Genomic DNA, 12705 nt, shown 5'->3' on the forward strand with positions numbered 1-12705 from the left:
CGAAGATAGACGCCAGGGGTTCGATGACAAGCCACGACAAGAAATACGGGCGCTATGTCGCGCCCGGCCGGTTCTCTGGATGATGGGAGTGCCTGAAAAAGCGGCGTCAGAAGGCCTCGGGACGGGCTTCGCGCGCCATGTGATCCAGCACCGCGTTCACGAATTTCTTTTCCTTGCCGTCGGGAAAGAATGCCTCGGCAATCTGCACATATTCGACAATGGCCACCTTGGGCGGCGTGTCGGTCTGGGTCAGTTCGGCCCCGGCCGCGCGAAACAGGGCGCGCAGGGTCGGGTCGATGCGGTTGATCGGCCATTTCGCCACCAGCGCCCGGTCAGTCATCTGGTCGATCCGCGCCTGATAGTTCACGGCCCCATCCACCAGTGCCGAGAAATGGTCCGCGTCGCCCTCGGCCATTTCAACGCCCTCGTAGACGGCGCCGAAACGATGGTCGAGGAACTCCCTCTGCACGGCTTCCACCGTCTGACCGGATGTTTCCATCTGGAACAGCGCCTGCACCGCGTAAAGGCGGGCGGCCGATTTCATCTGGCGTTTGTTGCTCATGCTTTCGGGTTGTCCTTCAGCCCTTGGGCGATCTTGATCTCATCAGAGGCCGGGACGAATCCGACCTCCTTGCGCAGGCCGCCCCACTTACGGGCAAGTGCAACCAGATGCAAGGCCGCTGCCGCCGCGCCGCCGCCCTTGTTCTGGTCGTTCACATCCGCGCGCACTTCGGCCTGTTTGCGGTTCTCGACCGTCAGGATGCCGTTGCCGATGCACAGGCCCTGAAGCCCCAGCAACTGGATCGCGCGCGAGCTATCATTGCAGACCGTTTCGTAATGCGTGGTTTCGCCCCGGATCACGCAGCCCAGCGCGACATAGCCGTCGAAATTGGACATACGCTCGGCGATGCCGATGGCGGTGGGCACTTCCAGCGCGCCGGGCACGTCGATGACCTCGTGGGTGCCGCCGACGGCCTCGATCTCGGCGATGGCACCGGCGAGAAGGTTGTCGGCAATGTCCTTGTAGTAAGGCGCGCGCACGATCAACAGCTTGACGGGTTTGTCGAACTCGGGACGGGGCAGGATGTAATGCTGTTCGGCGGTCGCCATGGGATCAGCCTTTCGACAGGATGGGACGGGTGCCGACAATCGACAGGCCATAGGCATCAAGCCCGGTATAGCGCGTCTGCGGATTGTCGGTCAGAAGGATCAGATCGGTCAGCCCGAGATTGGACAGCATCTGCGCTCCCAGCCCGGTGCGCTTGATGGTGACCGGGCCATCGTCGCCATCGTCGTAAAGCGAGTGGCGCGGTTCACGGAACAGGCAGACGACGCCGCGCCCCTCTTCGGCGATGATTTCCATCGCGCGGGGCAATTCGCGGGCCGAGGTGCTGCCAAGACCCAGAACATCGTTGGCCTCGTGCAGGGCGTGGGTGCGGACAAGGACGGGCTCGGGTGTGGTGATGTCGCCCTTGGTCATGACCACGTGTTCGACGCCGTGGATCTGGTCGGTAAAGATGCGCATTTCCCAGTCGCCGCCGAATTCCGAGGTCACGGTTTCGCGCTTGGTTTCAAGGACAAGGTTGTCGTGGCGGGCGCGATAGGCGATCAGGTCGCTGATCGTGCCGATCTTCATATCGTGCTTCTTGGCGATCTCGACCAGTTCGGGCAGGCGCGCCATTGTGCCGTCCTCGTTCATGATCTCGCAGATCACGGCCGAGGGGTTCAGACCGGCCAGTCGGGAAATATCGACCGACGCCTCGGTATGGCCCGACCGCACCAGCACGCCGCCCTGCTTGGCACGCAGGGGGAAGACGTGGCCGGGCGTGGCAATCGCGGCCATGGTGTTCTGTTCGTTGATCGCGGTGGCGATGGTCAGCGAACGGTCGGCGGCGGAAATGCCGGTCGACACGCCTTCGCGCGCCTCGATGGACACGGTGAACGCGGTTTCATGCCGGGACGAGTTGTTTACTGCCATCATCGGCAGGCCCAGACGGTCGATGCGTTCCGCCGTCATCGGCAGGCAGATCAGGCCGCGGCCATGGGTCGCCATGAAGTTGATCACCTCGGGCGTGGCGAATTCGGCGGGGACGACGAAGTCGCCCTCGTTCTCGCGGTCCTCGTGATCGACAAGGATATAGATCCGGCCCTTGCGGGCCTCTTCGATGATGTCTTCGATCGGGCTGATCGCGTCGCGCAGGCTTGTCTCTACGGGACCGGGTTTTTCAAAGGCCATGAATAATCCTCGCCATAAGTTAATGGCGAAATAGACCATGGGCCGTTGGAATGCCAGTGCCTGCGGCGGCGGAATCTGTTCGGGACGCGACGACGCTTGTGCAAAAACGCGGAGGTCAGGACATCTCGGCCAGCCGCGCCACGTAACGGGCCAGCGTGTCGATTTCCAGGTTCACCCGATCCCCGACCGCCACCTTGCCCCATGTGGTGACTTCCTTGGTGTGGGGAATGAAGTTGATGCCGAAATCGCAATCGGCAACCTCGTTCACCGTCAGCGAGGTGCCGTTCAGCGCCACCGAGCCCTTGGGGGCGATAAACCGGGCAAGGTCACGCGGCGCGCGCAGGGTGACGCGGGTCGAGGCGCCCTCGTCCCGGATCGCCACCACTTCGGCGACGCCATCAACATGGCCCGATACGATATGGCCGCCCAGCTCGTCACCAACCTTCAGCGCACGTTCAAGGTTGATGCGGCGACCCGTGGTCCAGAGGTCAAGATTGGTCTTCGAGACGGTCTCGGCGCTGATTTCCACGTCGAACCAGTCGTCTCCCAGTTCGACCACGGTCAGGCAAACGCCGTCACAGGCGATGGATGCACCGATATCAATGCCATCGGTGTCATAGGATGTGCCGATCCGGGCCCGCAGGTCGCCCTTCTGCTCAAGCTGGCGCACTTCGCCCATATCCGTGACGATACCGGTAAACATGGCTCAAATCTCCTGCAAAACTGGACCGGGCTCAGACCTATCCTGCCACAAAGGGGGTGGCAAGACGTCATAGTTTCGCCCCAGCATTCCGCTAGCTATACCGGTCATTGACGCATAGAGACAGTGACATGACGGCGATGAATGGACAGTCCCGCAGCTTCTTGTTCCTGCAAGGCCCGCACGGGCCGTTTTTTGACGGGTTGGGAAAGATGCTGAAAGCCTCCGGTGCAACTGTGCGCCGGGTGGGGTTCAACGCGGGGGACCGCGCGTTCTGGCGCGACAAGGCGACATTCATTGCCTATGAGGGCACGCCCGCAGACTGGCCCGACCGGTTTTCCGAACTGGTCGAGACGCACGGGGTCACGGACATCGTGCTTTATGGCGATACGCGGCCCATCCACGCCGAAGCGGTCAAACGCGCCAAGGCCGCCGGGATCACGGTGCATGTGTTCGAAGAGGGCTATCTGCGCCCCTATTGGGTCACCTATGAGCGCGGCGGATCGAACGGCCATTCCCGGCTGATGTCGATGACCATCGCCGAGATGGAACAGGCACTGGAACAGTCCGACATGGAGGCCCCCCTGCCCCCCGGTCACTGGGGCGACATGCGCCAGCATGTGTTCTACGGCGCGCTATACCACTGGTTCGTGATGTTCCGTAATGGAGATTTCGCCGGGTTTCGCCCGCATCGGGAATTGCCGGTCACAAAGGAATTCCAGCTTTATTTCAAGCGGCTCTTGATGATGCCATTTCACGCGCTGGACCGTCGGATCGCCACGTTCCGCATCCGCCACGGCGGGTTTCCTTATCACATGGCGCTGTTGCAGCTGGGCCATGACAGCAGCTTTCAGATGCACTCGCCCTTTGACCGCATGTCCGAGTTCCTGGACCTCGTCGTGGCGGAGTTCGCGCGGGGTGCGCCGCCGCATCACCATCTGGTCTTCAAGGCCCATCCACTGGAAAACGACCGTGAGCCAATCAAGGCCGAGATCCGCCAACTTGCGCGCGAATACGGGATCGAGGGCCGGGTGCATTACGTGCGCGGCGGCAAGTTGGCGCAGCTTCTGAATGACACGCGCAGCGCGGTTACGGTGAACTCGACCGCCGGGCAACAGGTGCTTTGGCGCGGCATTCCGCTGAAACTGTTTGGCCGCGCGGTTTATGACCAGCCCGAATTCGTGTCGCCCCAACCGCTGGCCGATTTCTTTGCCGGGGCGACGCGTCCCGACAACCGCGCCTATAAGATCTATCGCCGCTACCTGCTGGAAACCAGCCAGGTGCCGGGCGGGTTTTATTCGTCCAAGGGGCGTCGGCAACTGTTCCGCCATGTCGTCGACATGATGCTTTCGCCCGAAGATCCCTATGACGCGCTGCGGTCGGGCACAGCGGCTCCGAGGCAACACTTGCGCCTCGTGCGCTAGGGAACACAAGGTCTAGCGCTGGATTTTTCAACCGGATTCCGGTATTTTGCGGGCAAAACCTGAGGCAGAACAATAACAGGTCGAGGAGACCGAGCAGTGAAAACCCCACGAAACCAATGGGTGAAGTCCGTCACCCTCTTGGTCATGATGGCTGTTGTGGCCTCATGCAGCACCCTTCCGCGCGCGGGTCCGAACAAGAAGGAAATCTTCGCCGGGTCCGTCCAGAAAGAAGGCGATGCCTTTGTGATTTCGGTCAATGACCGCGTCACCAGGATCACTGCGGTTGCACCGGCGCTTGGGTTCACGGATGAGTTCAAGAATGCCGGCCAGCTTGGGTCGGACACGATTCGTCCCGGCGATATCCTGTCGCTGACCATCTGGGAAAACGTCGACAAACCGCTTCTGGGGCCGGAAGGCCAGGTGGCGGCGGTGCTGGAAGAAGTGCAGGTCGACGGGGCCGGATACATCTTCGTGCCCTATGCGGGCCGCATCCGCGCCGCCGGGAACACGCCTGAATCGATCCGCCGCGTCATCGTGGGCAAACTGGAAGACCAGACCCCCGACCCGCAGGTCGAGGTGCGCCGCGTCGCAGGTGACGGGGCAACCGTTTCTCTGGTAGGCACAATCGGTGCGCAGGGCGTCTACCCGATCGAGCGCCCGACCCGCACCCTGTCGGCAATGCTGGCCCACGCGGGCGGCGTGACCGTGACCCCCGAGATTGCCCAGATCACCGTGATCCGCGGCAACAAGCAGGGGCAAGTCTGGTTCCAGGACCTTTACGACGATCCGCGCCTAGATATCGCCCTGCGCGGCGGCGACCGCGTGCTGGTCGAGGAAGACACCCGCGCCTTTACCGCGCTTGGCGCGACGGGCACCCAGAGCCGCGTGAATTTCACCACCAAGGACATGAGCGCGATCGAGGCGCTGGCACAGGTCGGCGGGTTGATCACCACCTCGTCCGACCCGACGGGTGTCTTTATCTTCCGCAACGAACCAAGCGAGATTGCCAACCAGGTGCTGGGCCGCAGCGATCTGGTCGGGGCGCAGCGCATGGTCTACGTGCTGGACCTGACAAAGCCAAACGGCATGTTCGTGGCCCGCGATTTCGTGATCCGCGACGGCGACACGCTCTACGTGACCGAAGCGCCGTTCACGCAATGGGACAAGACCATCGCGTCGCTGACCGGTGCGCTCAGCTCGGTCTCGATCTTGTCGACTATCGTGGCAGGCAGCGGTGGCTAAGCGTGCCCGAACAGCATGAACCTGACGCCGCCGGAGAGACCCCTCTCCGGCGGCTTCACGTCTTTAACGGCGGTTTCCTGACACAGAAGCGCGTGAAGCGCATCCTGGCGCTGGCCGGTTACAGGGTGACGCTGGGCTGGCCGGGTGCTGAGGGTCTAATCGGCATCTGGGGCGACAGCCCGACCGCGCATCGTGGGCTGTCGGTCGCCAAAAGGACCGGTGCCACCTGCCTTTATGTCGAAGATGCCTTCCTGCGGTCTGCCCTGCCCGCCCGTGTTTCGGGCGAACCGCCGCTGGGGCTGTGTCTGGACACACAGCGCCCGCATTTCGACCCGGCGGGCCCGTCGGACCTTGAGGACATCCTTGCCGGTGCACCGCTGGATGACACCGCGCTTCTGAACCGCGCCCGTGATGCCATCACGCGGATCCGAGAAGGCCACCTGACCAAGTATTCCGGCTTTGATCCTTTGGCGCCCGCCCCTGCGCCGGGCTATGTGCTGGTGATCGACCAGACCCGCGACGATGCCTCGGTCCGCGCATCGAACGGCACCGACGCGCTGTTTCGCGAGATGCTGGTCATGGCGCAGGAGGAACACCCCGGCGCACGCATCGTCATCAAGTCCCATCCCGAAACCCTGCATGGCCAGCGTGCGGGCTATTACAGCCCGGCTGACGCCAATGACCGCGTCACCCTTCTGACGGATGCGGTCAGCCCGTGGGCCTTGTTCGAAGGCGCGGTGGCCGTCTATACGCTGTCCTCTCAGCTGGGGTTCGAAGCTATCCTTGCCGGTCATCGTCCGCGTGTCTTTGGCCAACCGTTCTATGCTGGCTGGAGCCTGACCGTGGACCAGGCCGCCCCGCCCCGCCGCCAGCGCCGCCTGACCCGCGCGCAGTTGTTTGCCGGCGCAATGATGCTCTATCCGCGCTGGTATGATCCGTTTCGTGACAGGCTGTGCCCGCTGGAAGACGCGCTGGCCACTTTCGAGACCCGCACCCGGCAATGGCGTGAGGACAACAGGGGCTGGACCGCGCATGGCATGCGGATGTGGAAACGCAAACCTTTGCAGTCCTTTTTCGGGGCCGAGAAACCGATAGCCTTTGACCGGGACCTACCCGACCGTCCCGCCATGGTCTGGGGGCAGCGCGACGGGCCAGACGGCGCGGTCCGGGTCGAGGACGGGTTCCTGCGCTCTCGTGGCTTGGGCGCGGAACTGGTGCCTCCCTTGTCACTGGTTACTGATGATCTTGGGATCTATTACGATCCGACGCAGGAAAGCCGGCTGGAGCGCATGGTGAAACACCGCGCCATGCTGCGCCCGGATCAGGAGGATCGCGCGCGACGGCTGGTCGCGTCTCTGACTGCGCGGGGTGTCAGCAAGTACAACCTGTCCGGCGATCTGCCCGAATTGCCGCCAGGCCGCCGCATCCTTGTCCCCGGTCAGGTCGAGGATGACATGTCGATCGTCTTGGGCGCTGGAGACATCGCCACAAATGCCGCCCTGCTGGAAGCCACCCGCGCAGCGAACCCGGACGCGGTGATCCTCTACAAACCGCACCCGGATGTGGTGGCGGGACTGCGGGTCGGCGCGGTTGCGGACGCGGCGACCATTGCCGACATGGTCATCGAGAACGGCGATATTGCCCGGCTTCTCGACCAGATCGACGAGGTCTGGACCATGACCTCGCTCACCGGGTTCGAAGCGCTGATCCGGGGCAAGAAGGTGGTCACGTTCGGCGCGCCCTTCTATGCCGGGTGGGGTCTGACCGAGGACCGGGGCCGCGTGCCCGCCCGCCGGGGCACCGACGTGGCGCTGCTGTCGCTGGTCCATGCCGCGCTGATCGACTACCCGCGCTATCACGACCCGGTCACCAATCTTCCCTGCCCCGTCGAAGTGGCGCTTGAGCGGTTGGCAACGGGCGAGATCCCCCACCCCGGCGCGGCCAATCGGCTGTTATCAAAACTGCAAGGGCTGCTGGCAAGCCGGGCGCATCTGTGGCGCTAGGGATGCAACGTCATCCTCGGCGCCAGACCGACATCAGGTCCGCGCCCACCTGTTCCTGATCCACCAGACGATAGCGAACAGCCTCGGACAAGCGATCCAGACCCAGCGCACCGATGGCCGGGTGCCCCTCTGCCCCGATTGCGAACCCCGCCTGGAACATCACCAACTCGTCCACCATATCCGCGCCGATCAGCGATGCGGCCAGCGCCCCGCCGCCCTCGCAAAAGACGTGGTTCAGCCCCTTTGCCCCCAGCGCCTGCAGCATCGACGCCGGTGACAGTTGAGCGCCCTCGACCTCGCAAGGCAGAAGCTCGGCGCCCAGATCGCGCCATGTGGCGGCAAGCTCTGCGTCGGTGTCGGGGCCGTGGATGATCCAGACAGGCACCTCTTTCGCCGTGCGCGCGAGAACGCCCATCAAGGGCAGGTCCAGCCGACGCGAAGCGACAATCCGCACGGGTTGCCGGTCAACACCAAGGTCGCGCACGGTCAGCGATGGATTGTCAATCCGGGCGGTGCCGCCCCCAACCATGACCGCGTCATTCTGCGCCCGAAGCGCATGCACACGGCAGCGGGCCTCGGGTCCGGTGATCCACTGGCTTTCGCCCGTCGCGGTAGCGATGCGGCCATCCAGTGTCGTGGCCAGTTTCAGCGTCACGAAGGGCCGGCCCAGATCGGTGCGCAGGATGAAACCACGCAGGTCGCGCGCGGCCTCTTGCGCCATGACCCCGGTCGTGACCTCGATCCCGGCATTGCGCAATATGGCAAACCCCTGCCCCGACACGCGGGCGTCATTGTCCTCGATCGGGGCGACTACGCGGGCAATGCCCGCCGCCACCAGCGCCTCGGCGCAGGGTGGGGTCTGGCCGTGGTGGGCGCAGGGTTCCAGCGTGACATAGGCGGTCGCGCCGCGCGCCGCGTCACCGGCCTGGGCAAGCGCCACGGTCTCGGCATGAGGGCGGCCGCCGGGCTGGGTCCAGCCGCGTCCGACCACGCGCCCGTCGCGCACGATCACGCAGCCCACCGCCGGGTTTGGCCAAGCATTGCCGCGCCCCCGCCTGCCAAGCGTCAGGGCCATTGCCATGTAACGATGATCGGACAGGGTTACTCTTCCGGTTTAGTGTCGGGCCGCAGTTCCGAGACGAATTTATCAAAATCATCCGCCGCCTGGAAGTTCTTGTAAACGCTGGCAAAGCGCACATAGGCCACGGTGTCGATCCGGGCCAGCGCCTCCATCACGATCTCACCGATGGTTTTGGACGGAATATCCGTCTCGCCCATGCTTTCCAGACGCCGCACGATCCCGGAAATCATCTGGTCGATGCGCTCGGGTTCAACCGGGCGTTTCTGCATCGAGATGCGGATCGAGCGTTCCAGCTTGTCCCGGTCGAAATCTTCGCGCCGGCCGTTGGATTTGACCACCACGAGGTCACGCAGCTGCACGCGCTCATAGGTGGTGAACCGCCCCCCGCAGGCCGGGCAGAACCGCCGCCGCCGGATTGAAACGTGGTCCTCTGCCGGACGTGAATCCTTGACCTGAGTGTCGATATTTCCGCAAAACGGGCAGCGCATCAGCCTTCCCCCATCCGTTTATTGTCGTTGTTGTCCCCTGTGGGTTGGGTGACTGTCCCACTTATCCACAGGCACTATAGGACAGCCTCTAGGGTTTGGGTAGGGGGCAATTCGACCCCCAAGATAGGCGAAAGAGGGAATTTTTCGCCGTTCTTCCCTGTGTCCCGGATTTGCGGATTGAATTTGGCGGATGTGACGGCACCCGGTGGCAACGCCAGATGCGGGACTATGCCAGAACCGCGCGAATGGCGGCAGCGTAGGTCACGATGATCGACGCCATCCCGATACCCCACGACAGCGACCGCACCTTGTTGATGCCGCCCCAGTAAGCCAGAAGGAAAACCGCCCGCGCCACAACATAGACCGTCGCCGCTGCTGCGGTCACCGCCGTCTGACCAGCGGCGATCTGCACCACAAGGGCTGCCGGGACGAACATCGCTGCGGATTCGACGCTGTTGGACAAGGCCCGCGTGGACCGGCCCGTAAAGCCCGACGCAGGCAGCGGGTCGGCGCGATCGCTCATCACGAACCCGAGGCCGCGCCCGTATACGGTAAAGAGATGCTGCACCGAGGCGGCAATGAAGCAATAGGCGCCTGCGGCAAGGATCGAGATCAATTCCATCGGAGTGTCCTTTCTAAGGTCCGGTCGTGTTTTCGCTCAGGCCGGAGATGTCGTCCCGCCAGTCACTTTCGATTCGAAAGTGACTTGAACCCTACACACCCGCTACTAACTTTCAATACGAAAGTTAGTGAGCTATGATCGCGGCATCCAAAGCGCCGAGGGTATCGACATGGACCACCGCAGCCCCTGCCCCATTTCCAGCTTCCTCGACCTGTGGGGCGACAAATGGAGCCTGATCGTCATCCGTGACCTGATGGTCGGCAAGACGCGCTACAAGGATCTGGCCGACGGACCTGAGACCGTGCCGGACAGCATTCTTGCCAACCGCTTGAAAAAGCTTGCTGAATGGGGCGTGGTGGACAAGGTGCGCTATCATGACCGACCGCCGCGATACGCCTATGTCCTAACCGAAAAGGGCGAGTCCCTGCGCCCGGTTCTTCTGGCCATGAGCGACTGGTCGCAGACCAATCTGCCGTCGCGCTGGTCGACGCCGGACTGGTTCAAAGAGGCCCGCCCCGCACCACGTTTCGCGCCGGAAGAAGAGTAAACCACGCCCTCACGACACGGCTGCGGCGACCTGGCGGCTGTGCGGCGCGTTTCTGTGTTCAAACAGATAGATCCCCTGCCAGGTCCCGGTCATCATCCGGCCATCGCGGACCGGGATCGACAGGCTGACTGGCATCATTGCGGCTTTGATATGGGCCGGCATGTCGTCCGGGCCTTCATAGGTGTGCCGGAGATAGGACATCGACGGGTCCGTCGTGGGCGGCACCAGCCGATGAAAGAAAGCGCGCAGGTCGTCCTGCACTTCGGGGTCGGCGTTTTCCTGAATGAGAAGCGAACAGGAAGTATGGCGTACAAACAGGGTCAGCACCCCGTCACCTGCGCCCCCATCGGCAAGCCAGCCAGAGACATGGCGGGTGAACTCGTAAAGCCCCTGCCCGGCAGTCTGGATTGTGAACACGGTCTGCATGGGGCGACTGTCGGTTGTTGCGCGCGGCTGCGCAAGCCTCAAAGCCCGGTGTCGCCAATCCAGTCCGCGATGGCCTGCCCGATCTCGGCCCCGCTGTCTTCCTGTATGAAATGACTGCCCGCCACGGTGACTTCGCGCTGGTTCTTCCAGCGGCGGCACCGCTCTCGCGCCGCGGCGATCAGGATCGCGCCCGGTTCGGCGTTGACGAACAGCTTGGGCAGGTCGTTTCCGTCCATCCATGTGGCATAAGCCCGGACGGCATCCGCGACATCGGCGGGTTCATCCGCCACCGGGATTTGGCGCGGCCAGGTCAGCGTCGGCCAGCGGTCGTCCCGGTTCAGGAAGGGGCGGCGGTATTCGTCCATTTCCTCGGGCGAAAGCTTGCGAAGGATCGACCCCGGCAGGATTCGTTCGATAAAGACATTCTTGTCGAGGATCAGTTCCTCTCCCGCCGGGCTGCGCAGCGCCTGGAACAGTGGCGCAGCCTCGGGGTTGAAATCCCCCCAGTCGCGCAACACGCCGACGATGCCTTCCATATAGGCGATGCCCGCGACCACGTCTGCGTGGCGATGCGCCCAGTCGAACCCAAGGGCGGACCCCCAGTCATGGATCACCAGCACCACGTCCCTGTCCAGTCCCATCGCGGCCATGAACCCTTCGACAAAGTGCTGGTGCGTGGCGAAAGTGTAGGTATCGGCCCCGGCATCGGGCAGTTTTTCGCTGTCGCCCATGCCGATCAGGTCAGGCGCGATGCAGCGGCCCAGATGCGCGACTTTCGGCATCACGTCGCGCCACAGGTAGGACGAGGTCGGGTTGCCATGCAAAAAGACGATGGGCCGCCCTTCTCCCATTTCGACATAGGCCATCTCGCGGCCATGCACGGTTACGGTCTTCTTGACGGTCATCGTTTCCTCCCTTGCTGTCCCTGACAGGCTGCCCCGAAAAGGCACGAGGACAAAACGAAACGTGACGTTCATCAATTGGCAATGGTGAAATCACACAGCGAGCGGGCCTTGGACACGCTCAGGTTCGCGCCGATCTGGGTTTCACTGAGAACGCCTTTGCCTGCTGTCGACGCCTGCAGAACGTCATCCCCGGGCGACAGGCTGAAGCCGACCCCCTTGCCGGAGGAACGGAAGCGGCTGGGGCCGATGGGATGGGTCAGATAAATCCGGTCCGAGTTCGACGCCCCAAGGTAGCGGCCTGCATATTCGCCTGCCCCGCACCAGTGACCCGCCGCACCCGCCGCCGTGGAATAGAGGGCGACAACCTCCATGTCGCCCGCTTCCGGGACCCCGGTCACGTAATACTTGTAGATCAACACGCCCTGACGGGCCTGCGCCCCGCTTGCCCAAAGCACCATGACCAGCGCCGCACATACCCATCTGACCATGTTTCCACCCTTCTTCGATGCGATGTGTCGAGGAACTAGGGCAGTTGGCCGGTTCGACGACCGGGCCGAGATCAGTTTTTCGTGAGCCAGGCGCTTTTCAGGACCCAGGGTCAGGACCCTAGGGCCGCGTGTTCGGCGGGCAAAGGTTCTGCGTGTGTGATACGGACAATGACGCCCCTTCACGGCGCAGGGTCAGAAACAGGTTCGAGGGATCGAAAATCCCGCGCACGGGCACAACATCAGCTGGCTGATCCAGCGAAAAGGTGACGGCATTGCGCCCCGCCGTCGTTGTGCTGGGGCCGACCCCGCGCACCAGGAAAACCCGCGACGTGCGCGCGGCATCCAGATAGCGCAGCGCATGGTCGCCCGCCGCGCACCAGGTTTCCGACGGGTCGCGTTCGGCCGGGATCAGCACTTCGAAAGTGCCGTCTGTCAGCGGCACAACCGAATACCCCACGCCAGAGCCATATCCCGCCCCCGGCAGGGCAAGTGCCGCGACAACCGCCAAGACCTTGGTTTTGTTCAACATCTCAACCTCCTGAC

Annotated in this window: 15 protein-coding genes; 4 read left to right on the forward strand and 11 right to left on the reverse strand. The window is 63.4% G+C overall.

Annotated features, from left to right (window positions below; translation table 11 throughout):
• Positions 1 to 106: 106 nt before the first annotated feature.
• From nusB to JQ863_RS14410, 4 genes are all read right to left on the reverse strand, one after another.
• Positions 107 to 562 (reverse strand): transcription antitermination factor NusB, encoded by a 456-nt coding sequence (gene nusB / locus JQ863_RS14395; RefSeq protein ID WP_204114846.1) that lies wholly within the window; start codon positions 560 to 562, stop codon positions 107 to 109.
• Entirely contained in the window at positions 559 to 1110 is a 552-nt protein-coding gene (locus tag JQ863_RS14400; RefSeq protein WP_204114847.1) for a 6,7-dimethyl-8-ribityllumazine synthase, read from the reverse strand. The genes nusB and JQ863_RS14400 overlap by 4 nt, the downstream gene beginning before the upstream one ends.
• 4 nt (positions 1111 to 1114) lie before the next feature.
• Positions 1115 to 2236, reverse strand: a complete 1122-nt coding sequence (gene ribB / locus JQ863_RS14405; RefSeq protein WP_204114848.1) for a 3,4-dihydroxy-2-butanone-4-phosphate synthase — start codon at positions 2234 to 2236, stop codon at positions 1115 to 1117.
• A gap of 115 nt (positions 2237 to 2351) precedes the next feature.
• Positions 2352 to 2939 carry a riboflavin synthase gene (locus tag JQ863_RS14410; protein ID WP_204114849.1) on the reverse strand — a complete coding sequence of 196 codons (588 nt, stop codon included), beginning with the start codon at positions 2937 to 2939 and terminating at the stop codon, positions 2352 to 2354.
• 128 nt (positions 2940 to 3067) lie between these two features.
• Here JQ863_RS14410 and JQ863_RS14415 point away from each other — a divergent pair, with 128 nt between their 5' ends.
• The 3 genes from JQ863_RS14415 (at position 3068) to JQ863_RS14425 (ending at position 7605) form a co-directional block, all read left to right on the forward strand.
• Complete coding sequence (locus JQ863_RS14415) at positions 3068 to 4360, forward strand: capsule biosynthesis protein (RefSeq protein WP_204114850.1); 1293 nt, start codon at positions 3068 to 3070, stop codon at positions 4358 to 4360.
• A 144-nt stretch (positions 4361 to 4504) separates the two neighbouring features.
• On the forward strand, positions 4505 to 5602 hold the full coding sequence (locus tag JQ863_RS14420; RefSeq protein WP_476712898.1) for a polysaccharide biosynthesis/export family protein: 1098 nt from the start codon (positions 4505 to 4507) through the stop codon (positions 5600 to 5602).
• The gene (locus JQ863_RS14425) at positions 5518 to 7605 is read left to right on the forward strand and encodes a capsular polysaccharide biosynthesis protein (RefSeq protein WP_204114851.1); all 2088 of its coding nucleotides are present in this window, start codon (positions 5518 to 5520) and stop codon (positions 7603 to 7605) included. Before JQ863_RS14420 ends, JQ863_RS14425 begins: the two co-directional genes overlap by 85 nt.
• A 10-nt stretch (positions 7606 to 7615) precedes the next feature.
• On the opposite strand, the gene ribD is transcribed toward JQ863_RS14425, so the two are convergent.
• The 3 genes from ribD to JQ863_RS14440 all read right to left on the reverse strand — a co-directional run bounded on the left by ribD (position 7616) and on the right by JQ863_RS14440 (position 9796).
• Positions 7616 to 8686 carry a bifunctional diaminohydroxyphosphoribosylaminopyrimidine deaminase/5-amino-6-(5-phosphoribosylamino)uracil reductase RibD gene (ribD, locus tag JQ863_RS14430; RefSeq protein WP_204114852.1) on the reverse strand — a complete coding sequence of 357 codons (1071 nt, stop codon included), beginning with the start codon at positions 8684 to 8686 and terminating at the stop codon, positions 7616 to 7618.
• Between the two features lie 20 nt (positions 8687 to 8706).
• The gene (nrdR, locus tag JQ863_RS14435; RefSeq protein WP_204114853.1) at positions 8707 to 9174 is read right to left on the reverse strand and encodes a transcriptional regulator NrdR; all 468 of its coding nucleotides are present in this window, start codon (positions 9172 to 9174) and stop codon (positions 8707 to 8709) included.
• 226 nt (positions 9175 to 9400) lie between these two features.
• Positions 9401 to 9796, reverse strand: coding sequence for an MAPEG family protein (locus JQ863_RS14440; protein WP_204114854.1), 396 nt, complete (start codon positions 9794 to 9796; stop codon positions 9401 to 9403).
• A gap of 127 nt (positions 9797 to 9923) precedes the next feature.
• Here JQ863_RS14440 and JQ863_RS14445 point away from each other — a divergent pair, with 127 nt between their 5' ends.
• Positions 9924 to 10343 (forward strand): winged helix-turn-helix transcriptional regulator, encoded by a 420-nt coding sequence (locus tag JQ863_RS14445; protein WP_204114855.1) that lies wholly within the window; start codon positions 9924 to 9926, stop codon positions 10341 to 10343.
• Between the two features lie 9 nt (positions 10344 to 10352).
• Here the strand turns inward: JQ863_RS14445 and JQ863_RS14450 are convergent, their stop codons facing one another.
• The 4 genes from JQ863_RS14450 to JQ863_RS14465 all read right to left on the reverse strand — a co-directional run bounded on the left by JQ863_RS14450 (position 10353) and on the right by JQ863_RS14465 (position 12691).
• Positions 10353 to 10769, reverse strand: coding sequence for a secondary thiamine-phosphate synthase enzyme YjbQ (locus JQ863_RS14450; RefSeq protein WP_204114856.1), 417 nt, complete (start codon positions 10767 to 10769; stop codon positions 10353 to 10355).
• 38 nt (positions 10770 to 10807) lie between these two features.
• On the reverse strand, positions 10808 to 11674 hold the full coding sequence (locus JQ863_RS14455) for a haloalkane dehalogenase (protein WP_204114857.1): 867 nt from the start codon (positions 11672 to 11674) through the stop codon (positions 10808 to 10810).
• A gap of 71 nt (positions 11675 to 11745) precedes the next feature.
• Positions 11746 to 12162, reverse strand: coding sequence for a hypothetical protein (locus JQ863_RS14460; RefSeq protein WP_204114858.1), 417 nt, complete (start codon positions 12160 to 12162; stop codon positions 11746 to 11748).
• A 118-nt stretch (positions 12163 to 12280) separates the two neighbouring features.
• On the reverse strand, positions 12281 to 12691 hold the full coding sequence (locus JQ863_RS14465) for a hypothetical protein (RefSeq protein ID WP_204114859.1): 411 nt from the start codon (positions 12689 to 12691) through the stop codon (positions 12281 to 12283).
• Positions 12692 to 12705 lie beyond the last annotated feature (14 nt).

This window comes from Shimia biformata (genome assembly GCF_016888515.1).
Taxonomy (GTDB): Bacteria; Pseudomonadota; Alphaproteobacteria; order Rhodobacterales; family Rhodobacteraceae; genus Shimia_A; species Shimia_A biformata.

What these genes read in the sequence shown, in the direction of transcription:
- JQ863_RS14455 (WP_204114857.1), bottom strand. Translation starts at nt 11,674, where the DNA reads ATGACCGTCAAGAAGACCGTAACCGTGCATGGCCGCGAGATGGCCTAT.
- JQ863_RS14415 (WP_204114850.1), top strand. Translation starts at nt 3,068, where the DNA reads ATGACGGCGATGAATGGACAGTCCCGCAGCTTCTTGTTCCTGCAAGGC.
- JQ863_RS14460 (WP_204114858.1), bottom strand. Translation starts at nt 12,162, where the DNA reads ATGGTCAGATGGGTATGTGCGGCGCTGGTCATGGTGCTTTGGGCAAGC.
- JQ863_RS14450 (WP_204114856.1), bottom strand. Translation starts at nt 10,769, where the DNA reads ATGCAGACCGTGTTCACAATCCAGACTGCCGGGCAGGGGCTTTACGAG.
- ribD (WP_204114852.1), bottom strand. Translation starts at nt 8,686, where the DNA reads ATGGCAATGGCCCTGACGCTTGGCAGGCGGGGGCGCGGCAATGCTTGG.
- JQ863_RS14440 (WP_204114854.1), bottom strand. Translation starts at nt 9,796, where the DNA reads ATGGAATTGATCTCGATCCTTGCCGCAGGCGCCTATTGCTTCATTGCC.
- JQ863_RS14400 (WP_204114847.1), bottom strand. Translation starts at nt 1,110, where the DNA reads ATGGCGACCGCCGAACAGCATTACATCCTGCCCCGTCCCGAGTTCGAC.
- JQ863_RS14420 (WP_476712898.1), top strand. Translation starts at nt 4,505, where the DNA reads ATGATGGCTGTTGTGGCCTCATGCAGCACCCTTCCGCGCGCGGGTCCG.
- JQ863_RS14410 (WP_204114849.1), bottom strand. Translation starts at nt 2,939, where the DNA reads ATGTTTACCGGTATCGTCACGGATATGGGCGAAGTGCGCCAGCTTGAG.
- JQ863_RS14465 (WP_204114859.1), bottom strand. Translation starts at nt 12,691, where the DNA reads ATGTTGAACAAAACCAAGGTCTTGGCGGTTGTCGCGGCACTTGCCCTG.
- nrdR (WP_204114853.1), bottom strand. Translation starts at nt 9,174, where the DNA reads ATGCGCTGCCCGTTTTGCGGAAATATCGACACTCAGGTCAAGGATTCA.
- nusB (WP_204114846.1), bottom strand. Translation starts at nt 562, where the DNA reads ATGAGCAACAAACGCCAGATGAAATCGGCCGCCCGCCTTTACGCGGTG.
- JQ863_RS14425 (WP_204114851.1), top strand. Translation starts at nt 5,518, where the DNA reads ATGGGACAAGACCATCGCGTCGCTGACCGGTGCGCTCAGCTCGGTCTC.
- ribB (WP_204114848.1), bottom strand. Translation starts at nt 2,236, where the DNA reads ATGGCCTTTGAAAAACCCGGTCCCGTAGAGACAAGCCTGCGCGACGCG.